Source organism: Steroidobacter agaridevorans, from assembly GCF_009932555.1.
GTDB lineage: Bacteria > Pseudomonadota > Gammaproteobacteria > Steroidobacterales > Steroidobacteraceae > Steroidobacter > Steroidobacter agaridevorans.
On record NZ_BLJO01000001.1, the window covers coordinates 1,022,795 to 1,037,977 of the forward strand.

The window sequence follows — 15,183 nt, forward strand, 5'->3', positions numbered from 1 at the left end:
CATCACCTGCTGACGATCTCATAGCTCAACGAAGATTTGTCGCTGAGCAAGTCGACGCCGAGCTCGGTCATGACATCGTCGTCGAGCTCGACCAGCCAGCGCACTTCGATGCTCGCGCCATCGCGAGCGGCGGCATCGAGCAACGTCAACAGCTGCTGCAGACTTCGGGTGCTCGAGCTGTTGACGTATGCGAACTGCAGCGTCACCGTCGTTTTTCCCGACTGGGCGCCATCGCTCGCATATTCGCGCAGCGCCGACAGAATGGGACGGTAGAACTCCGCAGCGTTCTCCGGATAAGACTCACCTTGCAGGGTGAGAGCGCGGCTGGCGTAGTCGAAATCCACCAGCGGAGTGAACTGGGTCGCGGCAAGAGTCAGACGTTCCATTTGCCTCTCCTGCTATTGGATGACGGTGTGGATGATGAGTTGCAGCCTGCCGTCATGCGACGGCACCGGCGACAGCTCGAAATCGATGGGTTCGGCGGCGTTGCGCGCGATCGTGAGCAAGCCGAGACCCGCGCCGCCATTGGGACTGTCGTCCGCTGCGTACTGCAGATTCGTCAGCCGCAGACGGAATTCGAAACGAATCTGTTCCGGCGTCAGATCGCGCAGCGCCTGTAGCCGTTGCCGGATTGGCGGTGCGTTGACCGCCGAGATCAAACTTTGCGAGCGCAGATGATAGCGCTGCCCGGCCTCCCACACGGCGATGGACCCGCAACGAACGATCTTCACGTCCCGTGCGCCTTCCGGCTCGCCGTGATGAATGATGTTGTAGGCCAGCTCGACGAAGCTGGAGAATACCTTTCGCGCGCGCTGACTCTCCACATTCAACATGGCCAGCCGTGCCCGCAGCGATTCGCCTGTCGCGCCCACGATGCCGGCGCTCACCGCGCCAGAGTAACTGAAGATCTCTCGCTCGGACGATTCCGGCGTCATCCGATGTGCAACATTCCAACTCATCTAGACCTCAAACATCACTAGCGTCGCATCGTCACGGCGGCTCTGGGTTCCCTGCCACTGCCGGTAACGTGACAATGTCTCTTCGAAGTTGTCCTGCAGCCCCGCTCCGGTGGCTGCGCCCAAGGACTGCGCGAATCTCGCTTTGCCGTAAGCGATGGCGCGCGTTTCGCCAATCTGATCGAACAGTCCGTCGGTGGCGAGCGCAACGCGCATGCCCTCCTCCAACGGCGTCTCGCTGATGGGCCACTCGGTATCGTCGGGCGTGTCGGCGTAACCGACGCCCGGCCGTCCCGCCGGCAAGCACATCCACGAATCATGACCGGCATACGACACGAACACCGGCAGGCGCGCGCCGGCGAATTGCAGCCGGCGGTTGCGTCGATCGATCAGCACCAGCGACGCATCCATTCCATCGTCGGAGCCCTGCTCCGCAGCGCCATCCATTTGCGCACGTTGGCGCTGTCCCAGCGCGGCGCGTGCACGCCGATTGATGTTCGATAGCAACTCGCTCGGATGCCAGGAATCGACCTCCGCGATCGATGCTTCGAGATTCGCGGACATGATCATCGTCATCAGCGCGCCGGGAACGCCGTGTCCTGTGCAATCGAGCACGGCGACAAAGACTCGATCCTGGTCGCCGCGGCAGAAATAATAGTCGCCACCGACCATGTCTCTGGGCTCCCAGAAGATCCGATGCCGCGGCAGATGTTCGGCGAGATTCTCGTTCGAGGTATGCAGGAACGCACGCTGAATGCGGCTGGCGTAGCGGACGCCTTCGAGCACCTGACGACTGCGCTCCACCTGCATGTCGGCGAGCACTTGCATCAGCACCGGTCCGCTGCACGTGCCTCGATATTTGCCATTGGACGTGACGATCACGCCATCTTGCAGCGCTCGTCGCGAATCGCTGGCGGCCACCGCGCCGACGGTGGTGATCGAATCGCCCTCATCGACCAGCAGCGGCTGCCGATCCATGAATCGCGAGCAGCTCTTGTTGCCGAACAGCTCGTGATGGAACGGGCGGGAGAAGCGTTCCTGCAGCAGATGACGAGTGATCAACCCGACCGGCCGCTCGTCATCGACGATCGGCAGGATGTCATAAGCGGGATGGCTGGAAAAATAATCGAGCGCCTCGACGCAGGTGTGGTGCGGCGTCAACGACGGGCAGGCAATCGCGAGTTGTCCGATACGAACCATTGAACAAACGAGGGTTTGAACACATGACGCGCTATTCTCGCGAAGGCCCTCACAACGCAGTAGGACGCAAGTCCTACTTTGCCGAGGGTTCACGAGACTGTCACATTACCGGGCCTTCGCCATGAGCTCCATGACCTCACGATGCCGCCCTTCGTCGGCCAACTCGCGCCCCGGTCGAGGCGGCGCTTCAGCTGCACGCTGCAGATAGCGCAGGGCGTCGTGACACTCATTGCGATCGCAAAGGTATTGCGCATAGAAAAAGTTTGGGTCGATGCCATCGGGATTGATCGTCAGCGCCTTCGACAGAAACTGCTGCGCCTTATCGTCGTCCCCGAAACCCAGCGGAAATCGCGGCACCTTCGAGTACAGGGCGCCAAGACTCGTGTACGCCGAACCCTCCAATGCCTTGTCATCGATCTTGAGCGCGGCCTCGAGCACGGCGCGAGATTGCTTGGCCAGGCTCAATGCGCCGAGGCCGCCTTTCGCTCCAGCGTAGGTGCTCAGCACGATGCCTTCCCAAATCAACGGCTCGGCACGCTGCGGATTCTCCGCGGAGAACCGATGAGCCTCGGCGGCCAACGTTTCGAAGGCCCGCACCTTTTCGCGCTTCGCTGCCGTCTGGTAGTTCGCCACGGCCCACTGCTGCTGAATACTCGCGAGCTCAGTGTCGAATGGCGTCTGCGCCTGAGCGGCGCATGCAAGTAGGCCGACGAGCGGCACGATGCCGCGCAGGGTGCGAGCGCTCATAGACTTTCTCCCGGCTTGGGGCAGCCCTTGACGAAATGACGAATGGTCGACAGCTTCTGCGCCAACGCCATGTCGACCAGGCGTGGCAGCAGCGCATTGAGACGCACGAAGAATTTCTCCGGCCAGCCGATGACGGACTCGGCCCTTCCAGCTTGCAACGCCTGCACGATGAATCTCGCCACCTCCACCGGCTCATCCGAAGCATTGCCCAGCGTCATATTCAGATCGTTGACGAGATCGCTGTTGAACGCGGTTCGGGTCGCACGAGGCGCGAAATAATGAACTTGAATGTCGGTGTCCGCCAGCTCACGCCGGAGTGCTTCGGAGAATCCGCGGAGGCCGAACTTGGTGGCGCAGTACACGCTATTGCCGGCGAAGCCGATGCTGCCGTAGACCGAGCCGACGTTTATGATGTGCGCGCCCTCGCTGCGCTCCAGACAGGGGCTGAGTCGTCGGCACATGTCGATCGGCGCAACCAGGTTGGTGGCAACGGCCATATCCATCGACTCCGCGGACTGCATCTTCAATAAGGTGAAGTCGTTGACCGCCGCGTTGTTGATGAGAATGTCGACGCCACCCCGCCAACGCGATGCAAAGTCACAGAGCCTGGCCCGATCCAATGCATTCGTGATGTCGGCGGCAAAGACCGCCGCATGCTCACGCTCGGCATGATGAGCCACGACGGCAGCCAATGCGGCATGGTCACGACCGCTCAATAGCACATGCGCGCCTTCGCCCAACAACGCCGCCACGAGAGCGCGCCCGATCCCGCCGCTCGCGCCCGTTATTAGAACGCGTTTGCCTATCAAGTTCATACTGCCCTCCACGCGGTTGGTACCGCAGTCCGCTCCTCCAGTTCCCGAAACACGTTGCCATACAGACGAAACATCGCTTGCGCGCACCGCTCGACCGCCGTCCTATCCTGTTCTTCATCGAAGCGATTCAAGATTTCGTACAGATCTTGTACGTGCTGCTGATCCAACTGCCCGTGACTGCGCAGATAAGTCATCGCCCGATTCGGCAACTGCAACGACGCCTGGATACGATCCGCCGCCGCGCATGCGAGCGCTACGCTGGCGCCTTCGAGCACGAACACCATGCCGAAGAAGCCCACCGGATTGCGGCGCGCAGCCGTGTCATACGCATACGCGACCATCGCGTCGGTAGCGATCGAGGGCAGGCTGCGGGCCACAGTCGACGCATCGCCGCCCGCGGCTTCGATGTCGTTCAGTATCCACTGTTCGTGCCCCTCCTCCTCTTCCGTGTAATGAATGATTTCCTTGCGCAACCAGCCCAACCGCGCCGGCAGGCGCGAGCCTGCTGCCATCATCAGCGGCACAGTGTGTCGTACGTGATGAAACGCCTGCGTCAAAAAGGCGATGTACTCGTCGCACTGAATGTGGCCGGCGAGTGCCCGACGGATGATGGGAGCACTCGTGAGATAGTCGCGCCCGGCTGCGGTTCGCGCCGCGAGCACTTCATGAAACTTCAGGGAGACGGCTGGTTGCATGATCGTATAGAGAATCGATGAGCTGGTGAAATCTCGCCGCGATCTCCGCGCGACGCAGCCTTCCGTTGGCGGTCAACAATCGATTGTCCAGTGTCGGCGCTTCGGGAAACGAGGTCCAACGGCGAACGCGTGCATAGTCGGGCAAGCGTGAGTTGGCGCGAGCGATGGCGTCATCGATCGAAGCTTCGTTCGCATTCGGCATGGCGACCACCAATGCGACCGGATGGGGCTTGGCTTCGCCGCTGACCATGGCCTGCGCGATGGCGGGCTCGGCAATCAGCTCGCTTTCCACCCATTCGGGTGTGACATTGCGGCCCATGCTGGTGATGAACATATTCTTGACGCGGCCACGCACGTAAACAAAGCCGTCGGCGTCAATCTCGCCGAGATCGCCGGTGCGCATTTCGGAGTCTTGCTGTAGCGGAACACCGAGGTAACCCGCCATGGTCGCCCCGCTCACGCAGATCTCGCCATTTGCATCGATACGAACTCTGGCGTGCGGCAAAGGCCGTCCCACACTGTCGACCTTGTCGTGCCTCGGCGTGTTGAGGCACACGACCGAAGCACATTCGCTCAAGCCGTAGCCCTGGAATACGGGCAGTCCTGCCTGCCGCGCCTGTTGCAACACCTGCGTCGACACGGTGCCGCCGCCGACGGCGATGAACTTGAGAGAGGTCGGCGCGCGCCACCCGGCGGTAACCGCGTAAACCAGTGCACGCAGCAACTCCGGCACGAGAATCATGCTTTCCGGCAGCGTCGAATCGATGGCTCGCAACAGCAGCGGCACGTTCAAGCCGCCGTAGCTCACGCCCATCGTGTGAGATGGCCGTACCACCACTTTGGCGCCCATCGTCAGCGGCGCATAGACGCCGGCGATATTCTCGAGCAGAGTTGCGAGCGGCAGGATGCACAGATGCGTCTGCACCCCCAAGCCGGCCGTCGCCGCAACCAGCGAATCGGTCACCGCTTGAATGGCGCCCTGTCGCAGACACACGCCTTTGGGCGCTCCGGTGCTGCCGGACGTGTAGGTCACTTTGGCGATATGGGTGGCCCAAGAACTGCTCTGGGGTGAACCGCCGTCGCGCCGAAGTAACGACAATCCGGTGCGATGAGAAGTGGCTACGCAGTTGAATGCCGGATGCTCACGCGTGATGCGCTTCCCCTCGTCAGTAAGCATCCAGTCGATCCCGGCATCTGCCAGCACGTGCTCGATCTGCTCGCTGGTGAAAGAGGGCGGCAATGGAACATTCACCGCCTCGCACGCAAGCAGTGCGAGGTCGCTGAGCACCCAACGCGCACTGTTTTCGGCAAGCAATGCGCAGCGACGCACTCCCATCGATTGGAGCCAACGCCGTTCCCCCGCGACACATCGCTGCACATCGGCGTAGCTGAGGCGGAGCACCCCATCGTCGATGGCCGGCAACGATCCATCGATGGCGCTCAACATATCCAGCACTGTGGGCGCCATGATCATTTCCTGTGACGACGGCACAAACCCAGCCCGTCCTGGAGAAAGCCTGCCATCACTCGGGGATGACTGTCGTAATAGCGGCCCCAGTCATCTCCCGTGTTGTGCGCACGCGCCGCAGGAGCCGCGCCCAAATCGAGCAACGGAGCGTGATAACCCGTGAGCAGCTCGCGCAACGTGTCAGTGGCAGTGAACACCATCCACCGATGGCCGCGATCCAGCAGAATGCGCGGCAGATCGAGCACCAGGCGTATCGCCGAGCGGCAGTTGCGACCGGCGAGATTGCCCACTTCGACGATCTGCGACCGGCTGACGTGTTGCCCAAGCGACGACGCGATGGCCTGCTCGATCGGCTCATCCAGGTAACGCTCGAGGAACAACGGCCGATCGGCGGCAGAACGGAAGCCAGCGACGCTGCACACGACGCCAGTTTCATTGCGCATGGCCAGCAACGTCGGCATGAACGAGCAAACGTGAGCGCCATGCCTCGACACGAATACGTCATGGACGAATCGCTCCAGCTCATCGCGGCAGGGATCGCCTGCCCGATGCAGCGCGAGTTCATGCCTCTGGCAACGGCGTGGACCACTGATCGGCCGCCGTGCCGGCCCCGCTGTGACCCGAGATTCCGACATTGGGATCTCCCCTTTTGCACGATTGCCGGTAGGACGCGGCGCGCGGCGCAAATCAATCGGATCGCCGGGTGACAAAGGTTTTATTTAGTGCGGGCCCAGGCAAAATAGCGGACTGACTCATCGATGGAGCCCGCGGCCCAGTGGAAAGCATTACCGTCTCGTTGTTCCTGCTGCTGGCCGTCGTCCTGAGCGGCTGGCTGCAGCGCGGCCTGCCCTGGTCGGTGCCGCTGCCCATCGTGCAGATCGCGCTCGGAGCGCTGATTGCGCTGGTCGCCAAAGCCCCGGTGAAGCTCGACCCGGACGTGTTCTTTCTGTTGTTCCTGCCGCCGCTGCTGTTTCTCGACGGCTGGCGCATTCCCAAGGAAGGCTTGTTCCGCGACAAGGACACGATTCTCGAACTGGCCGTGGGCCTGGTGATCTTCACCGTCGTCGGCCTCGGATTTCTGATCAACTGGATGATTCCGGCGATGCCCCTGCCGGTGGCGTTCGCACTGGCCGCCGTCGTTTCGCCGACCGATCCCGTTGCGGTCTCGGCCTTGTCTTCGCGCGCACCGATTCCCAAGCGACTGCTGCACATTCTGGAGGGCGAGTCGCTGCTCAACGATGCGTCGGGCCTGGTGTGCATGCGCTTTGCGGTCGCGGCCATCATGACCGGCATGTTCTCGCCGCTGACCGCGATCGGCACGTTCTTATGGCTGGCGCTGGGCGGCATCGCCATCGGCGTGCTCGTCACCTGGGCCATCACCGGCATCAAAGACTGGATCACTCGTCGGCTCGGCGAGGACAGCGGTTCGCAGATCCTGATCAGCCTGCTCATTCCTTTCGGCGCTTACCTGCTCGCCGAACATCTGCACTGCTCGGGCATTCTGGCCGCCGTTTCCGCCGGCATCACGATGAGTTACGCGGAATTGACCGGCCGGGCACGCGCCACGACGCGCATGCGTCGCACGGGTGTGTGGGACACCATTCAATTCTCGGTCAATGGCGTCGTTTTCGTCCTGCTCGGCGAGCAGATGCCCTATCTCATCGAGAGCGCCGCACGGGTCGTGCAGGACGCAGGCCATCACGACCCGCTGTGGCTCATCGTGTACGTGGTCGCGATCAATGCCGCACTCGCCACGCTTCGGTTTCTTTGGGTGTGGATCTCGTTGCGCTTGACGCTGTTTCGCGCATCGAGGGCAGGCATCGGCGCCCCGATCAGCCGACCGAGCTTTCGCCTGGTCGCCGCCACTTCACTCGCCGGTGTACGTGGTGCGATCACGTTGGCCGGTGTGTTGACGCTGCCCTTGTTTCTTCCCGACGGCTCGCCGTTTCCCGCCCGCGACCTGGCCATCTTCCTCGCGGCCGGCGTGATTCTCACGTCACTCGTGGCAGCGACCATCGGCTTGCCATTCCTGCTCGGCGGCCTGCAGCTTCCCGCGGAGCCCGCGCATGACGAACAAGAAGACAGCGCGCGAGTCGCCGCAGCCGAAGCGGCCATCAAAGCGATCGAGCAGGCTCAACACGAACTGAGTCAGAACCGGGCGGACGCCGATTTGTATGCAGACACCGGCGCGAAGATCATGGATGTGTACCGCGCACGCATCAATAGCCAGCCGCGCAGTGTCGAAGAAGCGGAGAAGATGCGACTGATCGGCGAGATCGAACGTCAGCTGCGTCTCGCGGGCCTGCGAGCGGAGCGAGACGAGCTGTTCCGCCTCGTTCGGGCACGGCAGCTCTCCGACGAGTTGGTCCGCAAATTGGTTCGTGAGATCGATCTGCTCGAAGCGCGACTGACGACGAATTAACTGCCGCTTAGTCCAGAACCGCCGACGGCGAGCAGTAACTCAGCGGTATTCACAAAGCGCTTGGATTGCGCATCCAGCAATCCGAGCCGCGCCTGCAGACTTTGCCGTTCGGCGTCGAGCACAGTCAGCACGCCGACGTTGCCCGCGCTGTAACTCTTGCGAGCGAGATCGACGCTGGAGCGCGCCGTTTCCATCGCCTCGGTCTGAGCCAGCAACAGCTCTTCGTCGTGTCGGGCCGCTTGCAGCAGGTTCGCCACTTGTTCGAACGAATGCAGCACCGTCTGCTGATAATTCGCGGCGTTCACCTGCACGGCCTGCAACGCCGCCCGGCGCTCGGCCCGCAACGTTCCGCCGTCGAACAACGGTGCTGTGATACCGCTGATCACCCCCCAGGCGAGGCTCGACGCATCGAACAGATGGCCGGTGCGGGTGGATTGCTGGCTCACATTGCCTGACAGCGTGATCTGCGGATACAAGTTTGCCGTGGCGACACCGACAGCCGCGGTGGCCGCATGCAACTGCGACTCGGCCGACAGAATATCCGGCCGACGTCGCACCAGCTCGGAAGGCAAGCTGACCGGCAACTGTTCCGGCAAGCGCAGATCGCTCGCCGCGGTGAAGTGCGATTGCGCATCCGCCCATTCGCCAGGCGCTTTGCCCAACAACACCGCCAGCGCATGTCGAGCCGTATCCAATTGCTGCCGCAGCGGAGGAAGCAGCGTCGTATCCTGAGCCAGCTGCGATCGCGCGCTCAGCTCGTCCACCTTCGTCACGATGCCGGCCTGCTGCGCGCGAGCCACGAGATCGACGTTGGTCCGATCCTCGGCCAGCAGCTCTTCGAGCGCCTGGATCTGCGCTTGCGTGAAGACGATCGTGAAATATTGAACGGCCACATTGCCAGTGAGCGACAACCATGCGGCGTCAAGCTCGTGCTGGTAGTACTCCGCCAGCGCGCGCTGCTGCTCGATCGAGCGAGCGACGCCGCCGTTGTAGTCGAGCGTGTAGCGAACGTCGGCGCCGATCGCGTAGTAAGTAAACGTCGGCAGCTGGAAGTCACCGAGTGCTTGCGCGCCCAACTGCTGCCGGCCCGCGCCACCGCCCAGATTCACTTGAGGCAATCGAGTCCCGCTGCGGGCTGCAAGCAATTCCTCTGCCTGCGCCAAAGACGAACGTGCGGCGGCCAACGTAAAGTTGCCCTCCTTCGCCTGCTGCATGAGCCGGTTCAGCTCCTCGTTCTGGAACAGCGTCCACCAGTCGTTGGGCGGTGTCTGTCCGTAGACCAGTCGCTGCGTTTGATCGGCAGCCGCCGTGTAACGAGTCACGCTCGGCTCGTCCGGACGTTTGAAATCCGGCCCGACCGCGCATGCGGACAAGGCGACCATCACGCCGGCCGTCACTAAACTGCGAAACATTCGACTCATCATCTCGTTCAACTCTAATCGGCGTGCACCACTGGCGCCGACGCACCGCGAGCGCGACGCAGGAAAAAGACCAGCGGCGTCACGGCCAGCGTCATGATCAACAGCAGCTTGAAATCATTGATATAGGCGATGAGCGTGGCCTGATGCGTCACCACGCCATCGATGCCATGCAGTCCATGCAACGTGGACGCATCGAACACCGGATGCGTGCGCGTCGCCAGATCGTAGGGCGTGATGTGCTCGACCAGGCGCGCATGCATGAACTGCACATTGCGAGTCAGCAGCGCGGTGACCATTGCTACGCCGATACTGCTGCCGATGTTTCGGAGCAGATTGAAAATGGCGGTCGCCTCGTTGCGCTGACTCGGCGCGAGCGTGCCGAACGCAATCGTCGTCAGCGGCACCCAGGTGAATCCCAAGCCGAAGCCTTGAATCACACCGCTCCAGATCACCAGCCGGTCATCCATTTGCGGCGAGAAGCCGGTCATCAGCCACAGCGACAGCGCCGTGGTCAGCAGACCGAACGTCACCAGGACGCGCGCATCGATCTTGCCGATCACCCGACCCACGATGAGCATAGCCGCGAACGTTCCCATGCCGCGCGGCGCGGTGACCAGGCCGATAGTCACGACCGGATAGCCGAACAGTCCCTCCAGCAGCGGCGGCAGCAGCGCCAGAGTCGCCAGCAGCACGATACCGACGATGAAGATGAAGACCGAGCCCAGCGCGAAATTGCGATCTCTGAACAACGAGGGACTCATGAACGGTTGGCGCGTCGTCAGGATGTGCACGACAAAGAGATAGAACGCTACCGCGGCGATCACGGCTTCGATGACGATCTCGGTGGAGCTGAACCAGTCGAGCAGCTGCCCGCGATCGAGCATCAACTGCAGGCTGCCGATAGCGAGACTCAACATCGCGAAGCCAAAGAAATCGAACGGCGTCTTCTTGAGCGGCGTCTCGTGCAGGAATCGCGACGCCAGCAGCATCGCAATCACGCCGAACGGAATGTTGATCAGAAACACCCAGCGCCAGCTTTGCGTATCCGTCAGCCAGCCGCCGAGCGCCGGGCCGAGAATCGGGCCGAGCGTCACGCCCATGGCCCACATGGCCGTTGCCTTGCCATGCTGCTCCCTCGGATACAAATCGAGCAGGATGGCCAGCGACAAGGGCACCAGCGATGCGCCGGCAACGCCTTGGATGAGGCGATAGATCACCAGCTCCGTCAGGCCGTGCGCCAGGCCGCACATCGCCGAAGCTATGGTGAACAACGCGATCGACGACACGAAGATTTTCTTGCGCCCCACCGGCCCGGTCAGCCAGCCCGACAGCGGCGTCATGATGGCGGCGCCCACGATGTACGACGTGAGCACCCAACCCATCTGCTCCTGGGTCGCCGACAGCGTGCCTTGAATCTTCGGCAAGGCGACGTTGGCGATGGTAGTGTCCAGCGCCTGCATGACCGAGCCGAGCATCACTGCCAGGACGATCGAGCCGCGATGACGCAGCTCGTCGGCGCTTGCTGTGGGCAGCGAATCGCTCATTGAGAGATCGCCGCCACCGTTTCAGCTGCAGTGTCGGAGCGCAAGCCGAACAACGTGCGCTGGCGACGAGTATCCACTTCGACATTGGCGCTCAAGCCAGCACGCAGCGGAACGTCCGCGGCCGTCTTCAACTCCAGTCGCACCGGCAAACGCTGCACGACCTTCACCCAGTTGCCCGAGGCGTTTTCGGCGGGCAACAGCGAGAACTCCGCGCCAGTGCCCGGGCTCACGCTAACCACCGTGGCTGCCAGCTTGTGACCCGGATAGGCATCGATGAGCACTTCGGCCTGCTGCCCCGGCGCCATGTGCGTCAGCTGCACTTCCTTGAAGTTCGCTTCGATCCAGACGTTCTGTGAGGATACGAGCGCGAACGCGGGAGTCGCGGCGTTGAGATAATCGCCCACCTGCAACTGCTCGACCTTGGTGACGATGCCGGCCGCCGGAGCGGTGACCGTCGTATAAGAAAGATTCAACTTGGCGCGATCCAGCGCAGCCTGCGCCTGCTGCACCGTTGGATGATTGTCGATCGCGATGTCTGGATCGCCGCCGAGCCGCGCAAGCACCGCGGTGATCTGCTCACGAGCAGCCTCGAGTTCCTGGCGGGCTGCATCGCGCGCGACCTGCGCCTTCTCAACCTGTGCCTGCGAAGAGATGCCCGGCTCGAGCAAGCCCTGCTGCCGCGCCAGCTCTTTCATCTGATAGTCGAGCGTCGACTGCGCGGACGAGCGATCGGCCAGACGTTGCCGATAGGTAGCCTTGAGAGATTCGACTTCCAACTTCGCCGACGCCAGTCGCGCCTGCGCCTCGTCCACGGCGATCAGAAACGGCCGATCGTCGAGACGGAACAGCAGATCGCCCTTGCTCACCTGCTGGTTGTCGCGGATGGCCAGCTCGCTGACGCGACCGGCGACGTTGGCGCTGATGGAAACCTGCGCGGCGCGCACGTAAGCATCGTCGGTGGACTCGTAGCGCCCACCCGTCACATAGAAATAAGCGGCAGCGGCCACCACCAGCAGCGGGCCGCCAATCATCAATGGACGGCGCAGCTTGCTGGGGGCCGGTTCATTCGAAGCGGAGTCGGACACGGAATCGTCGCTCATCGGTTGCGGGGAACTCATGAAATCACTTTGGTGGCCAGCAGGTTCTGGTACACGTGCTCGAGCAGGCCCATCAGTTGATTGCGCTGCTCGCCACTCAGACCGGCCAGCGCTTCGGCGCGCATCTGCGCGGACAACCTGTCGATCTGTTCCAGAACCGGTTTCGCGCCGGCAGTCACATACAGCGTGCGGGCACGGCGATCGTTGGGGTCGGGGCGCCGCTCCACCCAGCCATCGCTTTCCATGCGATCGAGGATGCGCACCAGCGTCATCGGCTCGATCTCGGCCAGCTCGGCCAGCCGCTTCTGGCTGATGCCCTCGTTGCGCGACAGCTGAAACAGCGCCTTGCATTGAGGCAGCGTCAGCGACAGCTCCTGGGCCAGCGCTTCGAAGCGCTTGGTGTACAGGCGCTCGATGTTCTTCAGGATGAACCCGAAGTTTCGCATGCGATCCACGGCGACTCCGCAATGGGGAGGGGGTGAGCCGCCCGATCCCAGGCGACTGGATAGTCAACAGACTATATAGTCATCACTGAGATAGTATCAAGTGTTATTATAATAATCGTGAGGTATTTCTCAGGACTTCAGGCCCAGCACGCCAGGATTCATGCGGCCCTTGGGATCCAGCAGCCCTTTCAATCCTCGAATCAGCGCCGCGGGCCCTGGATTCAGCGCGTCGAGATAGGGATATGCCCGACCGATCTGGTTCGACGCCGCGCCGACCTGCCGGAACAGATCGATCGTGTCCTCGCGCAGCGCTGCGACCAGCGCTCGCGCGGGTGGGTTTGCCTGCGGCGGCGAGTAGCCTTTCAACACCTCCGCATCCACCTTGGTCACGTGCATGGGCAACCACTCATCCTTCCAATGGAACACAGACTCGAAGCTGAAGCTGTGGTTACCCAGCGCGGACAATAGATAAGTGACGCTGACTCCCTTCTGCGCCATCTCGGACGAGCGCCGCGCCATCAATTGGCGATGCGCTTCGATCAACGCCGCAGCCTCTGAATGAGCCACCTTCGCGTTGAGCGCAGCCCAGCGCGCGCCGCCCTGACCGAGTACAGCATTCAGATTCGCAAATGGCTCTGCTCGCGCGATTCTAGGCACGGTGGCAGCAATGGAAATTCCGCGCTGGCTGGCAGCGAGCTTGCGAGCAAGCGCTTGATCCGCAGCAACGGCCGCTGTGCTCGACCCCGCCATCACACAATGCAATGTATATGTCCCTGGAGGGGCGACCGCGCACCCTCCCCGTGCCAGGTCGATCAGCGCACGCAGAGCCGCGACGCCACCACCTGCCGACTGCACCACTGACCTTAGCGCTGAAATCGCTGCACCGACGCCCTGCTGATTCTGCTGGGACTTGGCGATCGCATCCGAGTCGAGCACGAACGCATCTTCCGCGATTCCTGCGCGCGCAATTTCGGACAGAGCAAGCGCGGCGTCCTCGAACGCTTCAAAGGCGAAGGACGCATAACCTGTCGCAGCGGGAGCCCGGATCAGACGCAACGAAGCCTGCGTCTTGATGCCCAGTGAACCGCCGTCGTGAAGAAACAGTCCGGTGAGATCCGGACCGAAGTTGCGGAACACGGGCTTGGCGGCGTTGCGTAGTGCCCATTGTCCGGTGTGCATCAGTCCGCCATCTGAAACAGCGACTTCCAGGCCGAGCACGATGTCCGCGGCCGAGCCATAACGCGCGCTGCCAAAGAACAATGCGCCGTGACTCAATCCGCCGCCGACCGTCGCACCGGCTCCCGAGAACGTACCGAAGAACGGCAGACGCAAGCCTTGCGGTTTGAGCGCTTCGTAGAGCTGCTTCCAGGTAACTCCCGCTTCGGCGACGACAAACATATCCTGCGCCGATATTTCCCGAATCCGGTTCAGCGCCGACAAGTCGAAGAGCACGGAGTCTTCGACGCCGCAGGTATATCCGCCCGTGTAACTGAGTCCACCGCCTCGAGGAATGACAGCGTAGCCATGCGATGTTGTGGCACCGACTGCGCGCGCAACAGCATCCGCTGAAGGCGGCTTCACAACAGCGACGGGCAGCGGGCCGCTCGAGTAAAGATCCGACGCCGCGAGCTGCCGCGCCGGCTCATCCGTTCTAACTGCGTCCGCTCCAGCCGCCTCTTGCAGCGCTCGGATCAGCGGATCGTGCGACATCACATCGGCTTCCACACGCTGACAACCACCAGCGCTGCGATGAACACCCATAGCAGCACGAGCACAGACGTCGCTTGCACGTAGGTCTTGCGGATCACCGCGTTCGTATGGTCGTTCGGACCTTCTCGGGCCATCACCGCCCACGTGCGGAAGTGAGAGATCAACGCGAGCCGAATGCCGACGCCGCAGGCCATCACGCATGCGAACAGCCCGAGTTTGAGGCGCAACCAGAAAGGCATGCTCCAACCGCCGCCGATCAGATGCAAACCGATCGCTACGAGCACCGCCATGAGCACGTAACGTGAGCCACGATCGAATGTCGCCAGACTCTTGCCGGTCGGGCTGTGGCGCAAGCGATGAGTGACTTCAACGTAGATCAGCCACGCAACCGCGAAGATCCCAATCACCCTGGCCGTGGCCGCGCCGCCAGGAACGTAGCCGTAGAGCGCGGCCAGCGAAAAGCCAAGGCCGAACTGCAGCACCAACGCATAGCGCACGTGTTGATCGACGGTCATCACGTGATCCATCAACCGATCGCGCTCGGCGAAGGGACTCTGTGCGCTATAGGAAACATAGCGAAAAGTGCTGTTGATAACGAGCTCGGAGCCGAGCCAGTAGCCGAGCACCGCAATGTGCGCGACCATCAGGACGTGCAGCAACAT

At 62.4% G+C, this 15,183-nt stretch carries 15 protein-coding genes; 1 reads left to right on the forward strand and 14 read right to left on the reverse strand.

Translation table 11 applies throughout. From position 1 onward, the window contains the following. Positions 1-2: 2 nt before the first annotated feature. The 8 genes from GYH35_RS04485 to GYH35_RS04520 all read right to left on the reverse strand — a co-directional run bounded on the left by GYH35_RS04485 (position 3) and on the right by GYH35_RS04520 (position 6,516). On the reverse strand, positions 3-386 hold the full coding sequence (locus tag GYH35_RS04485; RefSeq protein WP_161814498.1) for a DUF1987 domain-containing protein: 384 nt from the start codon (positions 384-386) through the stop codon (positions 3-5). A 12-nt stretch (positions 387-398) separates the two neighbouring features. After that, a complete protein-coding gene (locus GYH35_RS04490; RefSeq protein WP_161814499.1) occupies positions 399-959 on the reverse strand; it encodes a SiaB family protein kinase in 561 nt (186 codons plus the stop codon). After that, positions 960-2,156, reverse strand: a complete 1,197-nt coding sequence (locus GYH35_RS04495) for a SpoIIE family protein phosphatase (RefSeq protein WP_161827739.1) — start codon at positions 2,154-2,156, stop codon at positions 960-962. A gap of 105 nt (positions 2,157-2,261) precedes the next feature. After that, the gene (locus GYH35_RS04500; protein ID WP_161827740.1) at positions 2,262-2,903 is read right to left on the reverse strand and encodes a tetratricopeptide repeat protein; all 642 of its coding nucleotides are present in this window, start codon (positions 2,901-2,903) and stop codon (positions 2,262-2,264) included. Next, positions 2,900-3,718: an SDR family oxidoreductase gene (locus tag GYH35_RS04505; protein ID WP_161827741.1), complete on the reverse strand. Its 819-nt coding sequence runs from the start codon at positions 3,716-3,718 to the stop codon at positions 2,900-2,902. The genes GYH35_RS04500 and GYH35_RS04505 overlap by 4 nt, the downstream gene beginning before the upstream one ends. Next, positions 3,715-4,395, reverse strand: a complete 681-nt coding sequence (locus GYH35_RS04510) for a TenA family transcriptional regulator (RefSeq protein ID WP_407700192.1) — start codon at positions 4,393-4,395, stop codon at positions 3,715-3,717. Before GYH35_RS04510 ends, GYH35_RS04505 begins: the two co-directional genes overlap by 4 nt. Then, the gene (locus tag GYH35_RS04515; RefSeq protein ID WP_161827743.1) at positions 4,382-5,881 is read right to left on the reverse strand and encodes an AMP-binding protein; all 1,500 of its coding nucleotides are present in this window, start codon (positions 5,879-5,881) and stop codon (positions 4,382-4,384) included. The genes GYH35_RS04510 and GYH35_RS04515 overlap by 14 nt, the downstream gene beginning before the upstream one ends. A gap of 2 nt (positions 5,882-5,883) precedes the next feature. Then, positions 5,884-6,516: a thermostable hemolysin gene (locus tag GYH35_RS04520; protein WP_161827744.1), complete on the reverse strand. Its 633-nt coding sequence runs from the start codon at positions 6,514-6,516 to the stop codon at positions 5,884-5,886. A 140-nt stretch (positions 6,517-6,656) separates the two neighbouring features. Here GYH35_RS04520 and GYH35_RS04525 point away from each other — a divergent pair, with 140 nt between their 5' ends. Continuing rightward, positions 6,657-8,303, forward strand: coding sequence for a Na+/H+ antiporter (locus GYH35_RS04525; protein WP_161827745.1), 1,647 nt, complete (start codon positions 6,657-6,659; stop codon positions 8,301-8,303). Here GYH35_RS04525 and GYH35_RS04530 read toward each other — a convergent pair. The 6 genes from GYH35_RS04530 to GYH35_RS04555 form a co-directional block, all read right to left on the reverse strand. Beyond that, on the reverse strand, positions 8,300-9,715 hold the full coding sequence (locus GYH35_RS04530; RefSeq protein WP_161827746.1) for an efflux transporter outer membrane subunit: 1,416 nt from the start codon (positions 9,713-9,715) through the stop codon (positions 8,300-8,302). The genes GYH35_RS04525 and GYH35_RS04530 overlap by 4 nt on opposite strands. 23 nt (positions 9,716-9,738) lie before the next feature. Continuing rightward, positions 9,739-11,268, reverse strand: a complete 1,530-nt coding sequence (locus GYH35_RS04535) for a DHA2 family efflux MFS transporter permease subunit (RefSeq protein ID WP_161814503.1) — start codon at positions 11,266-11,268, stop codon at positions 9,739-9,741. Next, complete coding sequence (locus tag GYH35_RS04540; protein WP_202624078.1) at positions 11,265-12,386, reverse strand: HlyD family secretion protein; 1,122 nt, start codon at positions 12,384-12,386, stop codon at positions 11,265-11,267. Before GYH35_RS04540 ends, GYH35_RS04535 begins: the two co-directional genes overlap by 4 nt. Then, positions 12,383-12,811 carry a MarR family winged helix-turn-helix transcriptional regulator gene (locus GYH35_RS04545; RefSeq protein WP_235936726.1) on the reverse strand — a complete coding sequence of 143 codons (429 nt, stop codon included), beginning with the start codon at positions 12,809-12,811 and terminating at the stop codon, positions 12,383-12,385. The genes GYH35_RS04540 and GYH35_RS04545 overlap by 4 nt, the downstream gene beginning before the upstream one ends. 129 nt (positions 12,812-12,940) lie before the next feature. After that, positions 12,941-14,521, reverse strand: a complete 1,581-nt coding sequence (locus tag GYH35_RS04550) for an FAD-binding oxidoreductase (protein ID WP_235936727.1) — start codon at positions 14,519-14,521, stop codon at positions 12,941-12,943. Then, positions 14,521-15,183 (reverse strand): hypothetical protein, encoded by a 663-nt coding sequence (locus GYH35_RS04555; RefSeq protein ID WP_161827748.1) that lies wholly within the window; start codon positions 15,181-15,183, stop codon positions 14,521-14,523. Before GYH35_RS04555 ends, GYH35_RS04550 begins: the two co-directional genes overlap by 1 nt.

Coding starts and splice junctions, on each gene's coding strand:
- GYH35_RS04485 (WP_161814498.1), bottom strand. CDS start 386: ATGGAACGTCTGACTCTTGCCGCGACCCAGTTCACTCCGCTGGTGGAT.
- GYH35_RS04490 (WP_161814499.1), bottom strand. CDS start 959: ATGAGTTGGAATGTTGCACATCGGATGACGCCGGAATCGTCCGAGCGA.
- GYH35_RS04495 (WP_161827739.1), bottom strand. CDS start 2,156: ATGGTTCGTATCGGACAACTCGCGATTGCCTGCCCGTCGTTGACGCCG.
- GYH35_RS04500 (WP_161827740.1), bottom strand. CDS start 2,903: ATGAGCGCTCGCACCCTGCGCGGCATCGTGCCGCTCGTCGGCCTACTT.
- GYH35_RS04505 (WP_161827741.1), bottom strand. CDS start 3,718: ATGAACTTGATAGGCAAACGCGTTCTAATAACGGGCGCGAGCGGCGGG.
- GYH35_RS04515 (WP_161827743.1), bottom strand. CDS start 5,881: ATGGCGCCCACAGTGCTGGATATGTTGAGCGCCATCGATGGATCGTTG.
- GYH35_RS04520 (WP_161827744.1), bottom strand. CDS start 6,516: ATGTCGGAATCTCGGGTCACAGCGGGGCCGGCACGGCGGCCGATCAGT.
- GYH35_RS04530 (WP_161827746.1), bottom strand. CDS start 9,715: ATGTTTCGCAGTTTAGTGACGGCCGGCGTGATGGTCGCCTTGTCCGCA.
- GYH35_RS04535 (WP_161814503.1), bottom strand. CDS start 11,268: ATGAGCGATTCGCTGCCCACAGCAAGCGCCGACGAGCTGCGTCATCGC.
- GYH35_RS04540 (WP_202624078.1), bottom strand. CDS start 12,386: ATGAGTTCCCCGCAACCGATGAGCGACGATTCCGTGTCCGACTCCGCT.
- GYH35_RS04545 (WP_235936726.1), bottom strand. CDS start 12,811: ATGCGAAACTTCGGGTTCATCCTGAAGAACATCGAGCGCCTGTACACC.
- GYH35_RS04550 (WP_235936727.1), bottom strand. CDS start 14,521: ATGTCGCACGATCCGCTGATCCGAGCGCTGCAAGAGGCGGCTGGAGCG.
- GYH35_RS04555 (WP_161827748.1), bottom strand. CDS start 15,183: ATGTTGCTGCACGTCCTGATGGTCGCGCACATTGCGGTGCTCGGCTAC.